The organism is Chryseobacterium sp. NRRL B-14798 (assembly GCF_050470705.1).
GTDB lineage: Bacteria > Bacteroidota > Bacteroidia > Flavobacteriales > Weeksellaceae > Chryseobacterium > Chryseobacterium cupriresistens.
The window spans coordinates 4020966-4046779 of record NZ_JBFLUL010000005.1 but is presented as its reverse complement, the minus strand read 5'-3'; the positions used below and the strand labels follow the sequence as shown (position 1 = coordinate 4046779).

Genomic DNA, 25814 nt, shown 5'->3' with positions numbered 1-25814 from the left:
TTTTAAAAATGAAAAAAATAATCATACATCTGACATTGGCAGTTTCTGTTTTCATGCTTCAATCCTGTGACAGAACCTTTGATGAAATGAATACAGATACCAGTAAAGTTAAAGACCCTTCAGTTGGCAGCCTTCTCGCTCCGATACAGTATGAAATGGGAAGTTATGGCTATAACAGGGCAGATGATTTTACATTTGATATCATGCAGATCGCTTTAGACTTTCCCAACGAAGGAAATTCCTACAGCAGATATTATATGGATGAAAAAAGTGGTAACGGATACTGGAATACTTCTTACAGATGGCTTAAGCAGGTAAGCGATCTTAGAAAATATGCAACAAAAGAACAGAATAATAATTATCTGGCGATTTCAATGGTCCTGAACGCATGGATTGCCTCCAATCTTACTGATGCTTTTGGGGATATCCCTTTATCTGAAGCATTAAGAGTTGAAGAAAATATTTTAAAACCAAAATATGATAAGCAGAAAGATGTTTATATCCAGCTGTTAAATGACCTGAAAACAGCCAACTCGTTATTCAATACCAATCAGGCATTAACGGAAACAGATCTGTTTTATAACGCCAATACAAATAGTCAGACCGGAATTTTAGGATGGAAAAAATTCTGTAACTCTCTGTCATTAAGATTACTGACCAGAATTCTAAGCCGGAACGGAGAAGTGAATGTGTATGAAAGAATTCAGGAAATTATCAATAATCCGGCACAATACCCAATTTTCCAGAATAACACAGACAGCGCAGTGCTGCCACTTTCCGGAATATCTCCTTATTTACCGCCGATCGCCCGTCCACAGGATTTTACAGCGTACAGGGCAGCAGGTGAATTCTTTGTTAATGCCATGAAAGATAATAATGATCCAAGACTGAGCATGTTTTTCACTAAGGCTAAAGCAACGTCAGGAGAAGATCTTGGTTATAAAGGAGCTCCATCAGGATATGCGTTGGGAACATCTTTCAACTATCAGCCTTCCAACCTGAACCAGAACCTGGCGAAAGCACCTTTAAAGATTTTAATCATGACCTATTCTGAAGTACAGTTTATTCTGGCAGAATTGGTTAATAAAGGAATTATTGCAGGAAATCAGCAGACCTATTACGAAACCGGGGTGAAATCTATAATCGAACAATGGGGAGCAACAGTTCCTGCCAATTACTTCAGTAATCCTAAAGTGGCGTATGACGGTTCTCTGGAAAAAATTATGCTTCAGAAATACATTTCCCTGTTTTTTGTTGATCATCAGCAATGGTATGAGTACAGACGTACGAAACTTCCGGCACTTCCAAATAACGGCGGACTTCAGAACGGCGGACAGATGCCTGTGAGATTCATGTATCCTACCGCTACAAAAGTAATGAATGCGGATAACTATAATGCAGCCGTACAATCAATGGGAGGAGACAATATCAATGTGAAAATGTGGTGGAATAAATAATTGTGATTTAAAGATTAAAATAATTTAAAAATTAAAAAAATGAGTATCAATATAAAATACATCATGCCTTGTATGCTGGTTTCAGCAATGGCTTTCTCACAAGCTTCTGTGTCTGGATATGTATATGAAGACAGTAACAAAAACCAAAAGAAAGAAAACCGCGAAAAAGGAATTGAAGGAGTAGCCGTTTCTAATGGTGTTCAGGTAGTTCTTACGGATAAAAACGGTAGATACAGTCTTCCGGTTCAGGAAGATCAGAGTATTTTTGTCATCAAACCTTCAGGGTATCAGACAGCTTTAAATACAAACAATCTTCCACAGTTTTATTATCATCATAAACCCAATGGATCCCCTGCAGATTTTAAATACAAAGGAGTTGCTCCCACAGGAGACCTTCCCAAAGAACTGAACTTCCCGCTTTATAAGCAAAACGAAAACAAAAATTTTGACATCCTTGTTTTCGGTGATCCTCAGCCTTACACAGAAAAAGAACTGGATTACTTCAAAAGAGGAATCGTAAACGAAGTGAAAAATACCAAGAAAAATGCAGTACTGGGAATCAGTCTGGGAGATTTGGTAGGTGATAATCTAAGCCTTCAGAAACCTTATGCAGACGTTATGAAAGAAGTTGGACTGCCTTGGTATAATGTGATGGGAAATCATGATATGAATTATGATGCAAAAGAAGACAAGCTTTCCGATGAAACATTTGAATCGAACTTTGGTCCGGCCAATTACGCTTTCAACTATGGTAATATACACTTCATCATTCTGGATGATATTCTTTATCCGGACCCGAGAGACGGTAAAGGATATTGGGGTGGATTCCGCGAAGATCAGCTTCAGTTTATTGAAAACGATCTGAAACTGGTTGATAAGAATAAACTGATTGTCATTTCTTTCCATATTCCATTGGAACATAATAATGAAGACAACTTCAGAAATGCGGACCGTCAGAAGTTATTTGATTTCTTAAATCCTTTCCAGAATGTATTGCTTTTGTCAGCACATACCCATATCCAGCAACAGATTTTCTATGGCAAAAAAGCAGGCTGGAACGGAATAAAAGAATTACACGAATATAATGTTGGAACTACCTGCGGCGACTGGTATTCAGGAACACCAGATGATGCCGGACTTCCTACCTCAACCATGAGAGACGGAACCGCGAAAGGATATTCTTTCATCAGCTTTACAGACAATCAGTATAAAGTGAAATACAGAACTGCCGGAAAACCGGAAGATTATCAGATCAAATTATATGTTCCGAAAGTAATTCCTTCCTCAAGAACTTCTGCCAAAGTACTGGCCAATTTCTTCATGGGAAGCAAAAAAGACAAGGTAGAATACAGAATAGACGGTGGAAAATGGGAAGAAATGACATATGATGAAACCATCGACCCGAATTTTGCTCTTTCTGTTTTCAAATGGGATTCTACAGAGAAAATTCTTCCGGGAAGAAGACCTTCCAATCCTGAAATGTCAAAACATATCTGGGAAGCGGATTTTCCTAAGAAATTAGCATTAGGAAAACACAAAGTTGAGGTGAAAGCTGTAGACATGTATGGAAATGAATTCTCAGCTTCAGAAGAATTTGAAGTTCAGAACGCCATCCAGATTCCTTAAGCTTTTTATTTTTTTTACTATACCTTTTTTAGATTTGAAACCGGTTCTTATGAGCCGGTTTTAATTTTTATCGAGTTTTACGATAAACAATTAAAAAACTATTAAATCCATGTTTTCGCTGTTTCGTAAAAATGTTCTTTCGTAACTTTGTATCAAGAAAAGTATTATTACTATGAATATAAACGGAAAAAATGCCATCATAACAGGTGGTGGAAGAGGATTAGGAAAAGCTGTTGCACTTGCTTTGGCTAATGAAGGAGTAAACGTTGCCATTACAGGAAGAAACGAGGAAAACCTTAAAATGACGGTTGAAGAAATCAAAAAATCAGGAGTACATTCAGCATATGCCGTATTTTCTGTAGACAATGAAATTCAGGTAAAAGCTGGAATAGAATCTTTAGCAGAGCAGTTGGGAGGAATTGATATTCTGATCAATAATGCGGGAATCGGAGACTTTGGATCGATCGAAGAAATGCCATCCGAAACATGGGAGCAGGTGATTAAAACCAATCTTTTCGGGGTGTATTATGCAGCTAAGGCAGCTTATCCATTTATGAAAGCTAAAGGAGAAGGTGATATCGTGAACGTAGCTTCTACTGCAGGGCTGAAAGGGGGACCGAATATGTCTGCATACGCCGCTTCAAAAGCAGCCGTAGTATCTCTTTCTCAATCCATGATGGCAGAATGGAGAAAACAAAATATCCGTGTCATCACCTTGACTCCAAGTACAATTGCTTCAGATATGAGCATCCAGGGCGGTCTTACAGACGGAAATCCTGACAAAGTATTACAACCGGAAGATTTCGCAGAATGGGTAAGAGATATTCTCAAAATGAACAGAAGAGCGCTGATCGCTAACGGTTCTATTTTCTCTACGAATCCTTAAGAGATTTAAAAATTTAAAGTTCAGAGTTTAATGTTTAAAGTCTAAAGCTGTTAACAAGAATTCTTCTCATGAACAATAAAATTCAATAGGAGCGGGCTTTAGCCCGCTTTATTTTTTATGTTTCTATTTAAATTTTAGCCAAAACTTAGAATCTTTCGCATTTCAAAAAATCTACATAGCCTTTAGGATAGAAAAAATACGTTTTGGCTGAAGCCAATGGAAATTTGTCATGATTTTGAAGACGGGCTAAAACCCGCCTCTATTGAAAATACGATGCAATCATCTGTGTCATCCGTATAATTTGTGGGAGAAAAAATTCACAAATAAACTTTTTTACCACATCCACAATTTAAAAAACATAAAACTCCCCGGTTTCAGCCAAAAATGACTCCATCATTTTTTTAACAGTAATAACATTAGTATTTTTGCAGAAATTATTCACATGCAAAATTATTTAGAATTCAATTTCAAAATTTCTCCATTACAACCCTGGAATGAGATATTAATGGCAGAGCTTATAGAAATAGGCTTTGACAGCTTTACAGAAGAAATTGACGGAATTTTAGGATATATCCAGACAGATTTGTTTCACGAAGATCAGTTGAAAGGACTTCCGATCTTTGAAAACGAAAACGTAAAAATCGAATATTCTTTCGAAGAAATGCCGAACATCAACTGGAACGAAGAATGGGAAAAGAATTTTTCTCCAATTAATATAGATGATAAAGTATTGATCAGAGCAGAGTTCCACGAATCTGTACCGGGAATGCATGAAATTATCATTCAGCCTAAAATGTCTTTCGGAACGGGGCATCACCCTACAACCCATTTGATGATCCAGCAAATGATGGATATTGATTTCAAGGGTAAAAAAGTATTGGATATGGGATGCGGAACTTCCGTATTAGCCATTTATGCAAAACAGCAGGGCGCCGGAGATACCAAAGCTATCGATATTGATGAATGGTCAGTAGAAAACTCAAAAGAAAATGCAGTAAGAAATAATGTAGAACTGGATATTGAACAGGGAACTGCAGAAAACTTAGGGAAAGAAAATTATGATATCATTTTAGCCAATATCAACAGGAATATCCTGATTTCAGATATCCCAACCTATGTTTCTGTATTGAATGACGGTGGAAAATTATTACTTTCAGGCCTTTGCTTCTTTGATGTAGATGATATTCTGGAAGTATGTAAAGAGAGCGGACTAGGGCTTAAAAAGAAGTTGCAGCGTGAAGAATGGGTAAGTCTTCTGCTTGAAAAATAACACACAAAAAAACAAAATACGAATATGAAAGCTTTATGGACAGCTTTACTTTTACTGATGCTGCAGTTTTTTACAGCTCAGGAAAATGAAGTATATGCAGATGGTATCTTTGGTTTCGAAGAAAATAAAACGCAGAAGATCTTTACAGATTGGACCCGGGTGAGATTAGATCCCACAGTAAATGCCCAGATTGTAGATTCACTTCAGACCAATCAGCAGATAATGATTCTGAAAAAAGAAGAAGGCGTTCTGAAATTGGGAGAAAGAGCTGCCAACTGGTATAAAATATCATATCAGAAAGGTGAAAATACAGTGGAAGGATATATTTGGGGGGGTAATCTTTGTGTAGGATACCGCAATAAAAACGGGTACGATTTCCTTTTTGGGCTTTCCAAAACAATTGACAGGAAGAACAAAGAATTCAATGAGACTGAAAAGCAGAATATTGCCGGAATAAAAGTATTGGAAGGAAGTATGCTCCTTGATGAGGTGTATTTTGATACAGGAAAAGGAGAAGAACTGAGTTCAGCATCTTTTAATATTGAAAGCAGCCACAAGCTTCAAAATGTAGAATTTACTCTTAAAGCTTCAGTTTCCGGAGAAGCCTGTGGAATTGCCGGCTATGATCAGTACGTTCTTTTTAAGGATAAAAAACTTATTACTCTTCCGCAATTAATGAATGTAGGGGATGCCGGTGTTTTTTATCACAGTGAAGAATATATTTTTCCAAATGATAAAGGAGGAATTCCCAATGCATTTATCTTAAAAGTGGAAGATATGGAAGTAGATGAGAAAGAGAAAGAGAAGAAAAAACATTCTTCCAAAACTTACCTTTGGAATGGAAATACATACAGACTGAAATAAAATCAGAATGTAATTAAAATCCCTCAATTACGGTTGAGGGATTTTTAGTATAATGTCATGATGAAACCCGTTTGCAGATAACCACCATCATATTTATTAATTAGTAAAAACAGCTGTTTGTGTTCCTCTAAAATTATTCGGTTTCAGATATTGATTTGATAGATTGATAGAGATCACTTTCTGCATCAAGGTATAATTTTTTGCGTAAACGGTATTTTTTTGTTTGTACAGATCTATGCTCCATTGAAGAATATTGTGCAATTTCTTTTGAAGAGAATCCTAACCATATCATAGCACAGAAAGATAAATCGGAATGAGAAAGACGAGGATTGATTTTTAAAAGCTGCTGGCAGACTTCAGGATAAGTCTTCTGAAATAATGATAAAAAACCAACACTGTTTTTCTTTGCCAGCTGGATGATCTGCTCATGATTTTCACTGAGCTTTCTTTTTAGAATTTTTGTTTCTTCTTCCTGCTGAAGAATGATTTGTTTGCTTTCTACAAGCTTTTTTTTCTTTCTTTTAATCTGCTGATAAAAATAAAGAGACAATACAGTAATGATTACAAATGAAATCCCTCCATACCATAAAACTGCTTGATTTTTAGCTTTCATTTTTTCTTCCTCATCTTCTTTAGTTATTTTATTGAAAGATAATGTGATAGCACTGCTTAGGTTATTGTATATACTATCATTTAGTGAGGCTGCTTTATTTAAATATTCAACTTCTTTGTCAGTTTTTTTTAGCGCCTTGTACACCGAGGCAAGCAATCTGTAATCATTTAAAACCAGCTGAGGTCTGTCTACTTCTTTTGCCAGTTTAACAGATTGGCTGAAAGCATTAATAGCCTCGTTATTTTTTTTCTGTACCTGCATAAAAATGCCATAATCATATAAGGCTACTGCTGTTTGGTACTTATTATGCTTAAACCTTTGGGTTTCTAACAGGTCAAAGGCTTTTTTAAAATAAGAGTTGGCTGAATCTAAATTCCACTTGTATATTGTATAATGCCTTGCTATATGGGCTATATCTAAAGGATTGGGATCAATTTTCATAGCTTTATGGAGATAGATAAGTGATGAGTCCAGCTGTTGGGTTCCGCTGAAATAAACCGCCCGGGTTGAATAGACATACCGTAAGAAAAAACGGCAGTCCTGATTATCTTTTTTTAATCTTAAAGCATATTTCATGGCTTTTAAATTATAATCTAAAGCCATTTTGGGTAGATTCATTCTGTTATAGACTTGTGAATACTCCTGATTGATTTTACCGGTAAGAAAGCCATCATTAATCTTTTTCGATTTCTTTTCCGCATAGCTCAGATATTCCAGAGCCTTTTTAAATTCTCCCGTCAACCATAGACGATTCGCAATATTGGCATAACCCCATGCTTCTCCCTTAGGATATTTATTCTTAATGGCGGATTTTATAATTTTTTGATTCCAGATGATAAGATCTTTGTTAGATAATTTTGTCCTGAGTTCTTCATTGGTTTTTATAAGTAAAGTATCTATTTGGTGTATAGTATAGCGTTGTGGAAATAGTTTAGAACAACAAAATGTAAAAATCAGGCAATAGATTATCCTGTTAAAGTTTTTCAATGTGTTCATGGCTATAGAATTAAAGATAATACAGGAATGAGATGGATACATGATAAAATAAATTCATTAAGATATAATCTATATAATCTGCAGTGTATTGATTCTTGTCATTCAGCATAATGCCATTTAAAAAAACGGGTGGGACTATTAATCCCACCTGTAGGCATCATAAAGGTTTTTTGATCTATTTGTGCTTTAGAATCAGTAATTTGTCTGCAATTTCAAAAAAAAAAAACAAACAAGAAGAATAATTGAATACATCATAAATACATCATTTTGTTTTTGTGCTATATGTAGAGTTGTTTATTATGTTGTATGCATGATGTATGTTAATAGTTTGTAAGCACTGTAGATAGGCTTTGTTATGGTGTGGTTGTTGTGTTTGCTTTTGCGCAAAGACGTTAACAAGAAATAAAAAATAATTTATTAATAAGAGTAAGTCATTCTTTACCTGTGTTTTTTACTAAGAATTAATACTGCAAATCCTACTTTTAAAATAAATATAAAATAGATTTACTGATGAAAAATGAACAATAAATCAAATAATACATCAGAATCATATGGGCTTATACGGTTACAATGAGATATCTTATATAAGCTATACATTGATTTTTTCAACAGGAAGGATAAGTTATCCGGTTAATAAACTTTTATTTTCAATAAATAATGATGAATCCGGATGTCCCATTTCTTTTTTTTCGTTTGAGTAATTGTAGGTATTAAAACAAAGAGACTCACTGTTTCCGAAAGTCTTATATGAGCGCGAAAGGATTCGAAGTTTTGCCGTCCCGATTACAAATCGGGATGCTCTATTCAGTAATTATTGTTTGAGGGAATAAAAACAAAAAAGACTCACTGTTTCCAGTAAGTCTTTATGTGAGCGCGAAAGGATTCGAACCTTTGACCGTCTGCTTAGAAGGCAGATGCTCTATCCAGCTGAGCTACGCACCCTAAATTTTTTTAAGTCGGGGCGGCAGGATTCGAACCTGCGACCTCCTGGTCCCAAACCAGGCGCGATGACCGGACTACGCTACGCCCCGAAGGTGTCATCAGTAACGAATTTTACTTCGTTTTTGCGGTTGCAAAGGTACAATACTTTTTGGAATAAAAAAATAAAATAAGGAATAATTTTTAATTAATTTTTCATGAGTGCTTCTTGATTAATTGTACATATTTAAAAATCATAGTCTTATACTGTTTTTATAATCCCATGCTAAAACGGTTTATTTTACCCAAATCTGAGGAGAAACAAAAAGACTCACTGTTTCCAATAAGTCTTTATGTGAGCGCGAAAGGATTCGAACTTTTGCCGTCCCGATTGAAATCGGGATGCTCTATTTAGTAATTATTGTTTGAGGGAATAAAAACAAAAAAGACTCACTGTTTCCAGTAAGTCTTTATGTGAGCGCGAAAGGATTCGAACCTTTGACCGTCTGCTTAGAAGGCAGATGCTCTATCCAGCTGAGCTACGCACCCTAATTTTTTAAGTCGGGGCGGCAGGATTCGAACCTGCGACCTCCTGGTCCCAAACCAGGCGCGATGACCGGACTACGCTACGCCCCGAGAGTGTTATTAATAACGAATTTACATCGTTTTTAGGGCTGCAAATTTGCAATACTTTTTGGAATAAAAAAAATAAAATGAAGAATATTTTTTAATTAATTTTCCTGAATTCTTTTTTATTACCTTTACCGGGTTAATAACCATAGACTTATCTTGTTTTAAAAAGTTTAAAAATTTTTCTTTTTTCCTCTTTAAATTTGAAAGCATTGTTCATGTTTTTTGTTTTAATAATAAATTTCTCACTAATCATTCTACCAAATAAAAGGATTATAGTTTTTTCTTCTTAATAAAAATTGTTTTTAAAAAAACTTGTGGTATCTATTTCTTTTATAAATTTGTAAAAAAAAACTAATACAATTGTAATCTTATGAATAAATTAATCACTTCTATCTCTTTATACTATTATATTCTGGATTTTTAAGATAGTTTATCTTTTTCGATTAATTTTTAAACTAAACTTCAGTCGGCTGCTGCTGACTATTGGTAAAAAAAACTAATATGCATAACCTTTTTTATTCTAAGGCATTCACGATAATTTGTTTATCGTGCACTGTCTCTGCTTATTCTCAACTGGTTGGATCTAATGTTCAACTATGGGAAAAAGCCAATCCAACACTTCTCGAAGTAACGAAGTACAAAGATGGAAATTTACTCAATTTTCATTGTGGTATCAAGGATAAGCTCTTCAAAAAATATATTAAATACAGTAAAAATAAGAGTTATACTCTTACAGCTGTCCATCGATCGAAGGAAGATGAATTGATATGGGAAAATACTGAAAAGAAGATTTTTCTAGAAAATAACAACTTTAAAACCGATGGGAAAGAAAACGTTGAAATTAGAAAAAAGCCGAGTATTTTTTCGTTTGTAGCAATTGCTGATTTGAACCGTGAGAAATCTGATAGTTTGAAAATTAAATTTGAAGATCAGAACCTTTATGAGATGATATTTTTGTCAAGAAAAGCAAAATCTGCGGATCTTAATAAAATTCACTCTTATCTTTCTATTAAATATGGAATTTCACTGGAAAAAGGAAAATATTACAGCAGTAATGGAAAGATTATCTGGGATCCGGAAAAGCATAAAGAATTTAAATATAGACCTACCGGATTAGGAAGAGACGATGGTAATGAATTGTATCAAAAACAGTCGTCCAACCAGGCAGATTTATTTTTAACAATTGGTAAAAACGCTATCGAGAGAACGAATGTTGAAAATCATGCAGTTTTTGATAATAACCAGTTTGTAATCTGGTCTGATGATAATAAAGAATTATCGTTGAAAAATGACGGGGATTTTGATATCCTTCAGAAAAACTGGGAAATAAACTTTATAGGAAATAAGGTTCCCACAAAAGATTATACAATAAGGATTTTGAAAGAAACAGTAAATCCGGACTCTTTACCTATTGCTTACTGGATGTTTTTGAAAAAAACTGATGGCAGTATTCAAAAAATTCAGGGTACCGAAGCTGAAAAGTATATTGTTTTTAATAAAGTTGATTTTCTGAATGAATTTGATAGTGGTGATACTGCTCACTTTACTTTTGCAATTAGTCCTCTGAAAAATCCTAAAACAGAAAGTTCAGGTCAAAATCAAAATTCAGGCTCCCGATTACCTGTAAGCAGCGGTGACTTATCATTGAATCTGACCAAAATTAATCTCTATCCCAACCCTGTTAAAAAAGGACAGATATTTACCGTTACTTTTCCTTCTATGGAAGGACTTGGAATTTCCATTTATGATGGAGCGGGAAGACTTGTAAAGCTTGATAATATAGACCGGAAATCAACTCATTATACAGGGCAGTTGGACGTTCAGAGTGCTTATATTATCAATCTTATCCAAGACAAAAAAATTATAAAAACGTTCAAATTAATCGTTGATTAAAACTATATCATGAAAATAAATGTGGATCAATTTCCTGTTACCAGGAAATCACTTCTGTTAGTGGGTTTCTTTGGCTGTATGTTTGTTTTTGCAAGCTTTACCAGAGATGACAGACAGAAGGTACGGGAATTCAAAAAAGATCTCCTCAGTAAATGGACTCATAAAACAGTAGATTTGCCTGATCAAAATGTAAAAGACAATTCTCAACTATTATCACCATCAGAGAAGTTTTCCCGGAAGAATCTTCTGAAAGGAAGATCTTCCGTATTTGCTGATGCAGAAAATGGAAAAGAGGAATTTTCTGAATTAACAACTGATGCTAAAAGTAGTATCAATAATTTTTATCCCTCAATAGAAAAAGAAGGAACAATCGGAACTTTCACTGACCAGGAGGAAGATGAAGTTTCTGATAACTTTTTCACGATAGATATTCCTGCTGTGAAGGAGAATACGGTAGTTTATCTGGAATATGACTTATTTGGTCTGGCTTCTCATGAGTCTGTATCCAGGTCTATCAATCATAATATTGCTATAGGAGGAGGAATTATTGTTCCAAGTGCAAAATGGAGCCATCAAAAAGAAGCGCTTAATTCAGGACTTATTAAAACAGGTTCCAATTCTGTATTATTTACTTCACCTTCTGCAGGCGTAAAATATAAAGTTAAAAATTTGCGTCTGGTCTTTGAGAAAGATGAAAAATCAGATACCGTTCCCATAATTAGTTCTATGCTTTCTGATGATCAGCTATATGTAAAAGGGAATTCAGGAACATTGGCAGATGTGATAGTAAATAACGAAACTGTTACTGTAAAGAAAGGAGAGTTTGAAAAAGTAATCAGACTTTCGGAAAAAGATAAAACGGACGGTTTATTCTCTGTTACGGCAGAAGGAATATCCAATACCTTTAAAATTCCGGCTTCAACAAAAGCCTTTAAAGTAGTTGATCATTACTATGCAAAACCAAAAGGTGTTGAAATTTCAAAAGATAAAGAATTCAGTATAGGCTATGAAAATATGAATGTTTCTATAGAAAAAGGAACATCAGAATCGGCTTACATTGAAGTTCTGAAATTAAGAGAAAAAGATATTCCTGCGGTATCTCAGGGGCTTAAAAATGTAACATTGAATAATGCCGCTTACAGATTTTCAGTAGTGTCCGGGAATCTGCAGAAAAAAGCTAAGATTACTATTCCTTACGATACCAAAAGGTTGGGATTGTTTTCTCCAAAAGATATTAAAATCTTTCACTTTGATTATACCAAGAAACAATGGGTAGCAGACAAATCAGTTGTTGATGAGAAAAATAAAACGGTAATGGTAGAAGGAGATGGAGATCATGATTATATCAACGGAATTATTTCCGCTCCGGAATCTCCCCAAACGACGGCTTTTTCACCAACTAGTATCAGTGGATTGAAAGCAGCTGATCCAATGGCAGGTATGCAACTTATGAATGCACCTACAGCAAATCAGAAAGGTGATGCCAATATGAATTATCCTATCAAGGTTCCTGCTGGTTTGGGAGGATTACAGCCTTCTTTAGCTATAGGCTACAACAGTGGTGCGGGTAACGGATGGATGGGTGAAGGATGGGATCTTCAGGGATTATCTGCGATTACAGTAGATACCAGATGGGGAACGCCCATGTTTGGTAGTCAGGAAACTGAACTATATACCTTGGATGGGGAAATGCTTGTTTATCCTGGGGGCTACCTGCCTCACAGACATAATAATGTAAGTGAAACATCTACGAATATTACAACTACAAGGCAATCGAGAAATGCAACAGGAAAAAAACAGTTTTATCTTAGAAAGAATCATGATTTTACTCTTATAGAAAGAGAGGGGAACAGTCCTGCAGAGTATTCATGGACGGTGACCTCTACAAACGGAACCAAAAGCTATTATGGTGGGAGCAGCAATTCTATTGTGAAAAATGATGCAGGTCAGATTGTTCACTGGGGGTTGAGAATGATAGAAGATGCCCATGGCAATAAAATGATTTTTACTTATCAGAATAATACATTAGATCTAGGAACAAATAACAATATAACCGGAGGAGTTTATTTTCATATTCAAAAAATAACTTATGGAAAAAATCAGGATTATAGTGTTAATTTTATTGCTGAAACCGGGATTAGCAGAAAAGATATCAGTATCAATGCTAAACAGGGGGTAAAGAGGGTAGAACCGTATCTTTTAAGATCAATTGATATAAAACATAAGACAGAAAAAATACGAACATATGGTGTGGAATACGAAGATGGACAATTTAATAAAACAAGGTTAAAAAGATTATACAGTCAGGTATACAACATTAAACTTGTTAATCCGCTTCCTATTATTGATGACTATTCTTTTGAATACTATAACCAGGTAGAAAATAATCAGATATTTGGACCTGACACCCAGGTACAGGTACAGAATTCTGAAAATGTCTATAATGGACTGATCGAAAACATCCTAAAACCCTCCAAAATCAATGGAAATATTTCCTCTGAAAATGGATTGAACTTCAGACCGGCTGCTGGGTTGAATTTCTTTTATTCTTCCAATGACGCATATGGACACCTGATGTTTGGATTTCCTTTTGGATATTCTACTGCTGAAGCAAAAAATGCACAGCAACTTATTGATTTTAATGGTGATGGTATTCAGGATATGATCTACAGAACTTCTTCTGAACTGAAATTCAGTCAGGGAAAACTGGACCAATATGGAAATTTATCTTTTTTACCAGCTAAGCCCTTATTGAATTATAATAATAACTTTACTTATACTGAGACCAAGACCAACAATTCAGGATGGGATATGGGAGCAGTTGTATACAGCAAATCCCAGATTAAATCTACATCCAGAGGGACCACATCTACCTATCTGATTGATGCTAACTCTGACGGATTGGTTGATATTGTCAATAATGGGCAGGTATGGTTTAATAAATATAATAAGATATCACAACAGCCTGAAATGACCAAACATTCTGAATTTACAGAAAATATGGTAGTGAAGGACAAGCCAATTGCAACTCCGGTCTTACCACCGGACGATCCTATTGTTACTCCAGATATTCCGGCAGTACCAATTACTGATGTTGTAAAAGTATGGATAGCTTCACAGGATGGTTATATCACGATTAAAGATAATATATCCGTACCTTCTTATACTGGAGATCCGAATGATTTACCCATAAAAATGTATTATTCGGTGGAAGCCCCTTATATGTCTTCGGGTGCTTCTGTTAATACAAGAGTTTATCTTACGGAACTGAATCCCGGGGGCCTTGCGAAAAATATCTCGATCTCGAAGTATAATGATTATTATACAGAAATGAATACTATTTCCCCAGGATATAATACAGTATCCAATCAGGTAGGAGCTGCTAATAGTTCCAACAGGATTTTTGTAAAAAGTGGTGAAAAAGTATACATAAGATTGCATAAAAGCCAGAGTAAAAATTTAGAGGTAAATTCTAATCCGGAAGTTATTTATGTTGATCCATCAACCGGATCCCCTTTGTCAAGTAAGTTTGTATTTCAGGATCAGTTTAAGCTGAATAACGGAAATTATGGAAGTAACTTCCTTACCAATAATTTATTATCATCAGTGTATCTGGATGGTACGGGGACAGCAAATATTACAGTTGAAAGTGTTAATTTCACCAATACTACAGATAGCTTTACCTTTAAAGTGATTGCAGAAAATGCGAATACTGGTACAGTTACAGTGCTTCATTCTTCTGAATATGTCCAGTCCTATGATTCATTCAATACTGAAACTTTTACAGGTACTTTGAATGTAAATTCAAGCGAGCCGGTTTACTTGAAGTTTATTGTTGAATCTGATTCTTATACATCATTCTTCAATAGTAACTGGAAGGATAAAATTAAAGTAAATTATAATGCTGTTTCAAATAATAATACCTCAGTCAATGTAGAACTGTATCCTGTTGTCCAGTATCCTTCATATGCCGTAACACAATTAAGAGGAAAAATAGACATTAGAAATACACAGGACAATCCTAACATCGTTAGTGGGAAAAGAGCTTATGGAGTTCAGATAGACAAAGGTGTTACAAACTTTTCTACTCTTTCAACCGGATCGTTTTATTACGTAATCAAAACCGGATCTACAGTTATGGGAAAAAGAAAAGTAACTGTAGCTGCTAACGGAGCTAACTCCGTGATTAAAGAAGAGGATATGATTGGTGCATTTGATGTTCCAGGAATAAGTCCTATCAATTTTTATAAGGGAGATTTGACGATACCTGAATTTGGTCAACCTCATCTTGTAAATATTCAGATATACTGTAAAACAGACGGTGATTATGCTTTATTTAATAAATACTCTCAATACTTCCAAGGGAAACCATTCAAAATTTACGGAAGTGGTGAGCTGATTACCTCTGTACCGCCAACTTCGGTAAATACAGCAATGTATAACCCGAAAACTGCTGTCTATAATAACTGGGGACAATTTTTATACAGTCCGGGAATCATAGAAGGTTACACCTATGGAAAACCAATTGAAGCAGAAACTCTGACTCCGGGTAATGTAGCTCAAAATACTTATCCACAATGTATTCAGCAGCCTCCTTTAACTGCAGAGGAGTTGGCTAAGTGTATTGATAACTTACCTAATGCGAATCCTAACACAGGAAATAATACAATTTCCCAATTTGTTTCTCCAATGAAACCATATAGTTCACTGGTAAATACAGGAGGTACGAGTTACACCGTTAAAAGTATTTGGGTGGGAGCCGGAGAGAATCAGTTTGCTTCTGCAAGTTCTTTCAAGGATGATGAAACTGTCAATTATTTCAATAATCCTATACCTAATACACCATCGGTAACACCTACTACTCTGGTAACAGGAGTACTTTCATTGGATACCACAATGAAGGCTATCAGTAGAAAACAGAGCAGCTACACCCGTAATACGACGAATACATTAAGTGTATCATCAGGGAATATAAGTGGATCTGCAGCTGAATCTGAAACTGTACCTTGGGGGAAGGGAAGTATTGAAACTCAGACATTCTCAGATATTAATGGTGATGGTTATCCCGATATGGTTTATCCGGAGTCTATTCAAATGACGAACTCTGTCGGAAGTTTAGAGGATATAAGCCTGGTTTCCTCGGGAGGATTCCCTACTGATTCTAATACTTATCAGAAGATGAATTCTCTGGGATTCTCTTACAACCTTTTTTCGGCCACTGGAAGAATTAGTGTAAATGGTCTTTTAGGAACTACTTCAAAAGGAGATTCTTCAATGCCTTGGTCAGGATCGGGATCTGCTAGTGCAGGAGTTACAAAGTATTTTAACTCATTTGATTCAGGGAGAAATTTTTGGATGGATATCAATGGTGATGGACTTCCTGACAGAGTAGTAGATGGAGGCGATCTGAATATGGGTGTGATGCTCAATCTAGGAAAAAAGCTGTTAGCGCGCAAGCCTGTTGAAAATATGCTTACTTACCGATCTCACCCAATAGGAAGTGAAAACATTTCTATAGGTGGAGGTTTGGGATCTTCTGCTAATATGGGAGCATTAAGCAGCTTTGGCTTCGGTATCAGTGCCAGCCTGGGAGGTTCTGCTTCTAAAGGAACAGCTGATGTGGTATATGAAGACATTAACGGAGATGGGTTAATTGATATTCTTGAGGTAAAAAACTGTGATGGCTTAGCAGGATGTGTTAAATCAACCAGTGTTCGTTATAATTTAGGACATAAATTTGATGATGCAATTCCGTTGCTTAAAACAGTAGGAAATGTGGATTTCACCGAAGAAAGTGGCTCATATAATGGCTATTTCTCTTTCGGAGGACACTTTATGGTAAATATAGGACCTATACCGATTATTCCTCCTGTTCCGATTCTGAATCTTTTCATAAAAGTAGGTGCAGGGGCCACTGCCAATCTGGGTATCAATGTTTCTGATACTCAAAAGGCTTTCAGAGATATGAACGGTGATGGATTTGTAGACCTTGTCGTAGATAAAAACAATGGATTTATAGTTAATTACTCCCTGATTGGGAAAACCAATAAACTGAAATCTGTTACTCAAAACATTACCAAAGGAAAGTATACTGTAGACTACCAGTTTACACAGCCGAACTATGGGGATCCGCATGCAAAGCTGGTGGTTAAAGATGTTAAAATATTAAACCCGGATGTCTTTAGTACAGACTATACGCTTTCCAATACAGAGAAAGATATTGTGACCCGATATAATTTTGAAAATTCCAGATATGACAGAAGAGAAAGAGATAATTTTGGTTTCGGAAAAGTAATACGTGAAGAAATAAATATCGATGGAAATCCTTACCGTAAAACAGAGGATACGTATTACAACACAAGTTATTTCTTAAATGGATTAATTAAAGAAAGTAAAATCCTTTCGGGAAATGATGCGTTAATTTCCAAAGTAATCTATAATTATCGTTTATATAAATTTAAAGATAATACAACCAAAATAGACCCTAATTACTTAGCGGAAAGTTTTGATACCGGAGGAACAGAAGGTAGAAAAATGGCTACCGTTCTGTTGAATACAAAGATCAATACGAGATATGAAAATGGTGGGCAAATAGAAACTACGGAAAAAATGGAGTATGATTATAATACCGGATTGGTTTCAAATTATACTTATACCAGCCCTACCAATTCCTATAAATCTGTGATCACTTATTGGACAGGACTGAATAAAAATATGATCGCAGTACCAAAAGAGATCAATGTATATGACGGAACGGGATCTACTCTTTTGAGAAAGAGAAAAACCCAGGATGTAAACGTTAATACAGGAGATATCGGAAAATACATCGTATCTGATGGTTCTCAGGATATCATAACAGATTATACTTATGAACCTTCCGGTAATGTTAAAACCGTAACTTATCCGCCTGATGAATCACAAAATAGATATTCTATATCCTACGAATATGATGCTGAAACTGGTAAGTATGTAATAAGGACAACAGATGCTTTTGGATATATTTCCTTTGGTCAGTATAATCTTTATTTGGATGTATTAACAAAAAGCACAGATATTACAGGAAATGTAATACAATATGGATATGATGACTATGGAAGACCAATATCCATCATTGAGCCTTATAGTCCTGCAAATGTTTCTACGATAACTCATTCCTATTATTTTGATCATTATGGTATGCCAAGTTCGGATCAGAATATTAAAATATTCCGTGCCAGAACCTCTCATTATGATGCAGACCATCCGAATAATCTTATCAATACGGATTCCTATTCAGATTTCATGGGTAGAGTAATACAGGTGAAGAAAGATATTGATATTAATGGCATAGAACGCAGATCCGTTTCAGGAAGACCAATATTTGATGTATTCGGAAGACAGCTATATCAATATCAGCCTCAGGAAGGTGACATTCAGGATAATAATCTGAATCTGAATCTCAGTCAGTTTATGTTGTCCAATACGTACGACCACTCTGATAGGATTACGAATATTAAATATGAAGACGGTGTTGAAAAATCAATTGGCTACGAAATAGAGGGGAATCTGTTTAAAAGTATTGAAGAATTGGATGTGACCAGGACAGAAACTTTCACCAATTCAGAAGGACAGGTTGTAGAGAAAATAAATTACCTGAGTAGCAACCCGCTGTCTACAAAATTTGAATACAATACAATAGGTGAACTGCTTAACGTAACTGATCCGCAAGGTATAAAGACAACTTATAAGTATAACCTTGCCGGAAGAAGAACAGAAATGGTACATCCTGATAAAGGACTTACTACTTATGTATATGATGCTGCGGGACATCTTACCTGGTTTGGAACCCCAAATTTGGCAAATGATCCCACTATACAAACCCATCAGATTCATTATAAATATGATAAGAACAGACTGACAGATATTATACTTCCTGATCTTCCGAGCGGAGTTACTAATCCTAATAACGTTCATTATGATTATATGCCTGCCAATTCAGGAAATAATTCCGGAAGGATTACAACGAAAACAGATGGCACAGGATATACTACTTACAATTATGGTAAGCTGGGTGAAGTAATATCGGAAACCCGCAGAATATTCGGTTACAATATTCCGACTATGGAATTCAAAACGGATTATGTCTACGACAGCTGGAACCGTCTTAAAAAACTGACATATCCGGATGGAGAGCAGCTTACTTACAATTATGACCTGGGAGGAAATCTTAAAACGGTAAGCAACGGAAGTTATAATTATATTCAGAATATCAAATATGACCTTTATGAGCAGAGAACAGCAGCCAACTATGGAAATGGAACAAGAACAAATTATTCATATATTGCTACCAACAGAAGGTTAAATCACTTTGGATTATGGAGCAATTCCGATGCGTTCTTATCCAACAGCTATGAGTATGATAAGAGAGGAAATATTATCCGTCTTGCCAATGACGTAGGAGTAACTCCGAACCAGATGGGAGGAACGTATGCTTTCAAATACGGATATGATACCTTAAACAGATTGATTGGTACGGAAAGTGATATGGGGCTTAATGATAAAGGAGGAACTCCTACAACACCCAATACTTCTCCATATGCGCAAAGTAATTCACATTTTGAGCTTAGAAAGGTAACATATAACGAAAGTGGAGGAATTGTATTGAAGGAGCAGGTGCATCAGATCGACCAGCAGCCGAACCCATTGAATACGTATTCTAATAACTACAAGTATATTCCGGAAACTCATAAAGTGAAGACAATTATTGACGGTAATATCAGTGGTACGCAGCAACTTTTCGAATATGATGATAATGGGAATACCATTAAACATGTTGATGAATTTGGTGCCAAGCAGATGTTCTGGGATGAACAGGACCGTTTGAAAGCATTCTATAGTGACGACTCCGGAGTATACCAGTATTATGCATACGACGACAAAGGAGAAAGAACGATAAAATACAACCTTCATGGAAGCTCTCAGCTGTATCAGAACGGTGAGTTGGTAGATCCGGGTAGCTTAAGCTTAACTGATTACACTTTGTATCCTAATCCATATGTAACGGTATCCTTAAACGGACAGTATACCAAACATTATTTTGAAGGATCAACCCGATTTGCCAGCAGGGTGATGGATGGAGGCAATATTTTTATTCCATTAAATCTCAGAACATCTGATCAGGGAACCACAATGAGAGAACCTGACCCTTCTGTTGACTTCAAAACATACCTTGAAAAAGCAGGAGTAGGTGATATTTCCTTGGCAGAGCTGAATACTTTAAACGGACCAACAAGCCAGTTAGGATTGTACTATTTGCATAATGACCATTTAGGAACGGCAACATTTGTTACCAATTCCAGTGCTCAGAGTACGCAGTTTTTCTTAAATTTACCATTCGGGGAAACAATGCTGGAGCAGCAAACAGGAGTATATGATAACCCATATAAGTTCAATGCAAAAGAGCTTGACAGAGAAACAGGGCTGTATTATTATGGAGCAAGATATTATAACCCGAGAGCAAGTATTTGGTATGGCGTGGATCCATTAGCGATTTACAATCCAGTAATGGAGATTCAGTTTTATGGTGATGGAGAGCATAATGGGGGAATATTTTATTGGGGTAATCTGAATCCTTATATCTATACCTATCAGAATCCGATTAAGTATGTTGATCCTAATGGGAAGCAGGTAGATATTGTTAAAAAGTATGAGGGAAGAGCTCATAATTTTAAATCTTTTGAAACAAATAGTTTTAGGATTAATCCAAATACACAAACTTGGTATTTTGATCATACTGCTAATACTAGAAATAAGACGGCTAAATTTATTGGAGGAATATTTGGGATTCAAGCAGATCCACAAAATACTGTAATGGCAGGACCTGTTCTTGATTTGGTAAAAAATACAAGTTCTGTAAAACAAGCCCAAGTTGAATTAGCAAAATTATTAGGTAAAGATGGAAAAATTGAGAATGGAGAAACCCAAGGTTACTTTTATGATATTGGAAAGATTGGAGGTCAAGAATTTTGGAAAATAGCTATGAATTCTTTAGGAGACTTTATTTCGGGTAAATTTTATGAGGATAATACTTTCTTTAAAGAAAAGAATGTATTAGGAAGCTTTTGGTCAACAGCAAGAGTAAGTGATGATGGGAAAAATGTCATTATGAGTGTCTTTGACACTAAAACATTAGGATCAGCAACAGATGGCTTATTAAAAAGGGATAAGAGTAGCAGTAGCAGCAAGTTTCATTTATATATGTGGACCGTACCAACAAAAGACTTTTTTATTCAATCCTATAAAAATTCAAAAATTAAATAATTGTAAAATGAAATTTAAAATATTTATAGTTATATCAATATTATTAGTAGGAGTTTTTTTCGTAAAAGTTTTTCTTTCAGACTTCTTTATAAGCAAAAATGAAGTTCATATTATGGATAAATATTATGTATTAGAAATTAATGGAGAATATAATTTAATGCATAAAGAGGAACATGGTTATAGTTTAACAATCCCGAGTGTTTTAAATGTATATATAAAGTCAGGTGAAATTATTGCTACATCAACTTTAGAAGGAAATAAATTTATAAACAATAATTATAAAAATCAATATTCAGCATATAAAGGCGTTTATTATTATCACGTAAAGAGATACAAGATACAAGAGATTAATAAGGAACAGTTTTTCAAGCAAAAAAAAATGTATAGTTCTGTATGGCAATTAAAATAAATTATAACATATAACATATAACATATAACATATAACATATAACATATAACATATAACATATAACATTTAAAAATTAAGATTACTTAAAATTTCCCGCTCAGCAAAGTCTCCCGACTTTGAGGCAAAAAAATCAAATAACTCAATTCAATAGTAAAAAACCTCGCAAAACGCGAGGTTTTTTAATTAAAAAGCTCCACTAATCCCTATATTTGCCTTATGAAACGATTAATGCTGCTGTACCTACTTTTCCCTGTATTTCTATTCTCACAGACTACCGGAAAAGTGATTAAAATTTCAGACGGAGATACCATTACTTTACTGTTAAAAGGCAACCAGCAAAAAAAACTGAGGTTGGCTGAAGTCGATTGTCCGGAAAGTGGGCAGGCGTTCGGTAAAAATGCGAAACAGTTTACTTCTGCTCAGGTTTTTGGGAAAACGGTAAGCTTTGTTGAAACGACTAAGGACCGTTATGGAAGATCCATTGCGAAAGTGTATTATGACGATGGGAAATACCTTTCCAAAGAGCTTATCAAAGCAGGAATGGGATGGTGGTATTTTTCCTATTCCAAAGATGCCTCTTTGGGAAAACTGCAGGAAGCTGCACAACAGAAGAAAATAGGCCTTTGGCAGGATATCAATGCGGTTGCTCCCTGGGACTACCGTAAAATGAAACGTGAGCTTAGGAATACTAAGAAAATCGAAGCGGCTAAGAACGGAGCAAAAATAAAAGGAGTTGCATAAATATTCTAAAGGATAGAAGAAAAAACAAAAACTGTCTCAAAAAAAATGAGACAGTTTCTTTAAACAAAAAGTATTACAATCCTGATTGGATAATTGTATTTGATCTAATTCCTGTTTTTTACCAGAATCCATCCGGTGTAGGAAACCATTTTCTGGGTATCCGGATCCGTCCACTTTATTTCATACCAATAGGTGCCGCTGTTTACCGGAGTACCTCCGATAGTGCCATCCCATTTGAAATTATTGTTTTTATCCGAAGAATGGATAAGCTGTCCGTACCGGTTGAATATACCAAACTTTAAATCTCTCAGAAATGCAAGCTCCGTATAATCCAGTGTGTCATTGATACCATCACTGTTGGGAGTAATGGCATTGATAAGATTTGGAACCAGAATCTGTACTTCTACAGGGTGGCAGTTGCTGGAGTCTTTCACATAAAAAATATTTTTACCTCTTGGAAGGCCTGTAAAAACATTAGAATCCTGCCATATCATTCCATCCCTTGAATATTGGTAAGGAGGTGTACCGCCTTCTACAGTAAGTGTAACCGTATTTCCTGTAGTTTCCACTTTTTTGATTTTTGGAACAGGAACAGACATCACCTTTACAAATTGCTTTGTTTCACATCCGTTGGAAGTCAGGATCACCCAATAATTACCTATGGAAGCTGTGATATAGGGAGTCGTTGCTCCTGTGCTCCATAAGTAAGAGGTATAGCCTGGCCCTGCATCTAATGTAACCCGGGCGTCCGGGCATATGTACTGGTCTGTCAAAAGCGGTGAAGGTTTAGGTGGTGTTACTGTTAAAGTGACCTGAGCAAAATCAAAACAGCCGTTAGCATTGATTACTTTTACAAATACTATGGTATTGGGAGAAGTATAAGCATTCGGAGTTGTTATTTCATTGGTCCCGTTGATTGCATCATTCAATGTCGGATAATACTTTTTTGTCACAGGATTGGTCGTAGTGACAAGTGCTGTTGCCAGGTTAAATATTCCTGTATTAGGACTGGCCGGAATAAAACAACCCGAGAGTGCAGCATTCTGCACATTTGGTTTGGGATAAAACTGAAGTGTGATTTTTGCAGTAGCTGTACAGCCTTCTACCGTTGTCACTTTTACAAAAACCGTAGCAGGGACAGCTGATGAATAAGCATTGGCTGGAATAATTTCATTGGTACCGGCATTTAAATCGGCCACTGTAGGATAATATTTCCTGACAGCATTAGCCGGTCCTCCCACAGCAGCAGTCGTGAGATCGAAAATACCTGTTCCGTTACTCTCACAGCTCTTTACCGTAGTATCTGTTAAAATCAAAGGCTGAACGGTTACATTGACTTTTACCTGTTCACAATCTGTAAAATCGGGATCATTTCCACAGAACTTATAAGTAAAAGTATCAGTGGTAGTGCCTGTATTGGCCGTGTAAGTAAGGACTCCCGTTGCAGGATTTACGGTTAAAGTTCCGTTTGCAGGAGGGGTTATGATCTGTACAGTACCCGGTACCGGAATCTGTGTAGAATTTGAGAAGGCAGGAGTGATGGTAGCAGGAGTACCGGCACTGCAGACATTCATCGGTTTTACTGTATGAACAAGGCAGGTAAATACTTTGTAAGGATAGGTTGTAAGAGGTGCACAGGTGTTTTTCGTAATCGATACGGTATAGTTTCCTGCTTGTGCAGGAGTGTAGGTATTGCTGTTGGCTCCCGGAATAGGTGTTCCGTTGAGGTTCCACTGATAATGATCAAAGCCGCTTTCTACTTCTAATACAATTCCCGGAACACATTCTCCGGAAGATTTGCTAATCACCGGAATAGAATTGAATCCTGCAAAATATCCTCCATACCCCAGATTTCCGCTGCCTCCAATAATGCCGGCTGTAACCGCTTTGGTGGAAGTTACCGTAATATTTCCGGATATGTTTGGAATAGAGTAAGAAACCCAGTCTGAAGTTCCGGTTACCGGAAAAGGTCCCTGTGCCGCTGCAGGTGTTACCCCGTTTACAGCCACTCCGGCACCTGCCTGCGTCAGGATATTGAGCTTTACAGAAAGTGGCGGGTTGAATGTCGTATAGTAGGGCATTTCTCCAATTTTTCCAATTTCATCAATAACAGTGGGAAGAAAACAGTTCAAAGGAGGAATGTAATTAAAACCTTCTGTGGCATCATTATCTGCAATGCCTGAAAGGAGCTGATAAACATACACATTTTTTGATGCTTTGATATACATATTGAGATGGGATGGCCCGTTAACGATATAATTCATTGCACTGACACGGTAATATTGTCCTTCGTTCAGAGTAGCAACCGGAGTAGGGTTGTTGTTCAGTCTGATTTCCGTATTATTTTCAGTAGCAACAATGATGGCGCCTTCGATTTCTGGAAGAAGGTTGCCCATTCCTTTAATAAGAACAAACTCCTGACCAAGGCGTTCTACAGGAACAGACTGATCCATCACAATGTCTTCACCGTTATAAGGAGGAGCCAGCCCAAACTGACCGTGGTAATTTCCGTTGGTTACTGATATCGGTTTCGTAGATTCTATTTTAGCTCCGATAAAACCATCTTTATTTCCGGGTTTATTGGCATAGCCTGCAAAAATATAAGACTGTCCTTTATTCAGAGTAATTGTAATACTGGGATGGGTAAGCCCGTTGAAATTATTATAAAACCAGGTAGTCATGGCATATCCGGAAACTTTAACCTGGGTATTGTCCTCTGTTGCCAGAATACCACAAGTGAAGTTCTGACTGATCTGATTGTTCATCAATGGTGAATACACTGCATAAAACTTCGTTCCGATTCCAGCTTTTCCCTTTGATGTTAAGATTTCCCCGTGATTGATTTCCGAAAATCTGTAGGTAGCAAAGAAAGGTAAATCACCGTGAAGATAGAGGCCTCTTGTTTTTACACTCATGGCATCCGTTGTATTCTGGCCTGTCATCAGATTCCAGGGTATATCAAAGGTCTGTGGATTTCCTTTGCTGATAGTAACCGTTCCAATAACGGTGTTATTATTGTAAATGGTAACGGGAAAAGGAGTTATATTATCTGTGGAAAGATAAAGTGTCTGTTTCGGCGACCCGTTGGAAGAACTTACAACCATGGGAGCAAACCAGTGGTCTGTATCCCGCTGTGCATAAGCAATTGAAGATAAGAATAGCAGTATAAAAATAAATATGATCCTTTTCATAAATTGTAGGGAAGATTA

Annotated in this window: 11 protein-coding genes and 4 tRNA genes; 9 read left to right on the top strand and 6 right to left on the bottom strand. The window is 36.1% G+C overall.

The annotated features are described in order from the left end of the window. Nucleotides 1–8 precede the first annotated feature (8 nt). The 5 genes from AB1278_RS18535 to AB1278_RS18515 all read left to right on the top strand — a co-directional run bounded on the left by AB1278_RS18535 (nucleotide 9) and on the right by AB1278_RS18515 (nucleotide 6103). Nucleotides 9–1457 (top strand): SusD/RagB family nutrient-binding outer membrane lipoprotein, encoded by a 1449-nt coding sequence (locus tag AB1278_RS18535; RefSeq protein WP_202840917.1) that lies wholly within the window; start codon nucleotides 9–11, stop codon nucleotides 1455–1457. A gap of 63 nt (nucleotides 1458–1520) precedes the next feature. Next, nucleotides 1521–3083 carry a calcineurin-like phosphoesterase C-terminal domain-containing protein gene (locus tag AB1278_RS18530; protein WP_411414384.1) on the top strand — a complete coding sequence of 521 codons (1563 nt, stop codon included), beginning with the start codon at nucleotides 1521–1523 and terminating at the stop codon, nucleotides 3081–3083. Nucleotides 3084–3255: 172 nt separating this feature from the next. Beyond that, nucleotides 3256–3969 carry a 3-ketoacyl-ACP reductase gene (locus tag AB1278_RS18525; protein WP_343643489.1) on the top strand — a complete coding sequence of 238 codons (714 nt, stop codon included), beginning with the start codon at nucleotides 3256–3258 and terminating at the stop codon, nucleotides 3967–3969. A gap of 442 nt (nucleotides 3970–4411) precedes the next feature. Further along, nucleotides 4412–5239, top strand: a complete 828-nt coding sequence (gene prmA / locus AB1278_RS18520) for a 50S ribosomal protein L11 methyltransferase (protein ID WP_202840916.1) — start codon at nucleotides 4412–4414, stop codon at nucleotides 5237–5239. A 24-nt stretch (nucleotides 5240–5263) separates the two neighbouring features. Continuing rightward, nucleotides 5264–6103, top strand: a complete 840-nt coding sequence (locus AB1278_RS18515) for an SH3 domain-containing protein (protein WP_429816256.1) — start codon at nucleotides 5264–5266, stop codon at nucleotides 6101–6103. 133 nt (nucleotides 6104–6236) lie between these two features. On the opposite strand, the gene AB1278_RS18510 is transcribed toward AB1278_RS18515, so the two are convergent. The 5 genes from AB1278_RS18510 to AB1278_RS18490 form a co-directional block, all read right to left on the bottom strand. After that, nucleotides 6237–7712: a tetratricopeptide repeat protein gene (locus AB1278_RS18510; RefSeq protein ID WP_343643491.1), complete on the bottom strand. Its 1476-nt coding sequence runs from the start codon at nucleotides 7710–7712 to the stop codon at nucleotides 6237–6239. Between the two features lie 868 nt (nucleotides 7713–8580). Then, nucleotides 8581–8654 (bottom strand) — tRNA-Arg (locus AB1278_RS18505). Between the two features lie 14 nt (nucleotides 8655–8668). Beyond that, nucleotides 8669–8743 (bottom strand) — tRNA-Pro (locus AB1278_RS18500). A 362-nt stretch (nucleotides 8744–9105) separates the two neighbouring features. Beyond that, nucleotides 9106–9179 (bottom strand) — tRNA-Arg (locus tag AB1278_RS18495). 12 nt (nucleotides 9180–9191) lie between these two features. Beyond that, nucleotides 9192–9266 (bottom strand) — tRNA-Pro (locus AB1278_RS18490). Nucleotides 9267–9764: 498 nt separating this feature from the next. Between AB1278_RS18490 and AB1278_RS18485 the strand changes: the two genes are divergently transcribed. From AB1278_RS18485 to AB1278_RS18470, 4 genes are all read left to right on the top strand, one after another. Then, nucleotides 9765–11156: a T9SS type A sorting domain-containing protein gene (locus AB1278_RS18485; protein ID WP_343643599.1), complete on the top strand. Its 1392-nt coding sequence runs from the start codon at nucleotides 9765–9767 to the stop codon at nucleotides 11154–11156. A gap of 9 nt (nucleotides 11157–11165) precedes the next feature. Further along, nucleotides 11166–21455: a SpvB/TcaC N-terminal domain-containing protein gene (locus AB1278_RS18480; protein ID WP_429816253.1), complete on the top strand. Its 10290-nt coding sequence runs from the start codon at nucleotides 11166–11168 to the stop codon at nucleotides 21453–21455. A 7-nt stretch (nucleotides 21456–21462) separates the two neighbouring features. After that, entirely contained in the window at nucleotides 21463–21864 is a 402-nt protein-coding gene (locus tag AB1278_RS18475; RefSeq protein ID WP_202839832.1) for a hypothetical protein, read from the top strand. A 216-nt stretch (nucleotides 21865–22080) separates the two neighbouring features. Beyond that, the gene (locus tag AB1278_RS18470) at nucleotides 22081–22605 is read left to right on the top strand and encodes a thermonuclease family protein (RefSeq protein ID WP_395972690.1); all 525 of its coding nucleotides are present in this window, start codon (nucleotides 22081–22083) and stop codon (nucleotides 22603–22605) included. Nucleotides 22606–22709: 104 nt separating this feature from the next. Here AB1278_RS18470 and AB1278_RS18465 read toward each other — a convergent pair whose 3' ends face one another. After that, nucleotides 22710–25796 carry a T9SS type B sorting domain-containing protein gene (locus AB1278_RS18465; protein WP_429816249.1) on the bottom strand — a complete coding sequence of 1029 codons (3087 nt, stop codon included), beginning with the start codon at nucleotides 25794–25796 and terminating at the stop codon, nucleotides 22710–22712. Between the last annotated feature and the right edge of the window lie 18 nt (nucleotides 25797–25814).

Coding starts and splice junctions, on each gene's coding strand:
- AB1278_RS18535 (WP_202840917.1), top strand. CDS start 9: ATGAAAAAAATAATCATACATCTGACATTGGCAGTTTCTGTTTTCATG.
- AB1278_RS18530 (WP_411414384.1), top strand. CDS start 1,521: ATGCCTTGTATGCTGGTTTCAGCAATGGCTTTCTCACAAGCTTCTGTG.
- AB1278_RS18525 (WP_343643489.1), top strand. CDS start 3,256: ATGAATATAAACGGAAAAAATGCCATCATAACAGGTGGTGGAAGAGGA.
- prmA (WP_202840916.1), top strand. CDS start 4,412: ATGCAAAATTATTTAGAATTCAATTTCAAAATTTCTCCATTACAACCC.
- AB1278_RS18515 (WP_429816256.1), top strand. CDS start 5,264: ATGAAAGCTTTATGGACAGCTTTACTTTTACTGATGCTGCAGTTTTTT.
- AB1278_RS18510 (WP_343643491.1), bottom strand. CDS start 7,712: ATGAACACATTGAAAAACTTTAACAGGATAATCTATTGCCTGATTTTT.
- AB1278_RS18485 (WP_343643599.1), top strand. CDS start 9,765: ATGCATAACCTTTTTTATTCTAAGGCATTCACGATAATTTGTTTATCG.
- AB1278_RS18480 (WP_429816253.1), top strand. CDS start 11,166: ATGAAAATAAATGTGGATCAATTTCCTGTTACCAGGAAATCACTTCTG.
- AB1278_RS18475 (WP_202839832.1), top strand. CDS start 21,463: ATGAAATTTAAAATATTTATAGTTATATCAATATTATTAGTAGGAGTT.
- AB1278_RS18470 (WP_395972690.1), top strand. CDS start 22,081: ATGAAACGATTAATGCTGCTGTACCTACTTTTCCCTGTATTTCTATTC.
- AB1278_RS18465 (WP_429816249.1), bottom strand. CDS start 25,796: ATGAAAAGGATCATATTTATTTTTATACTGCTATTCTTATCTTCAATT.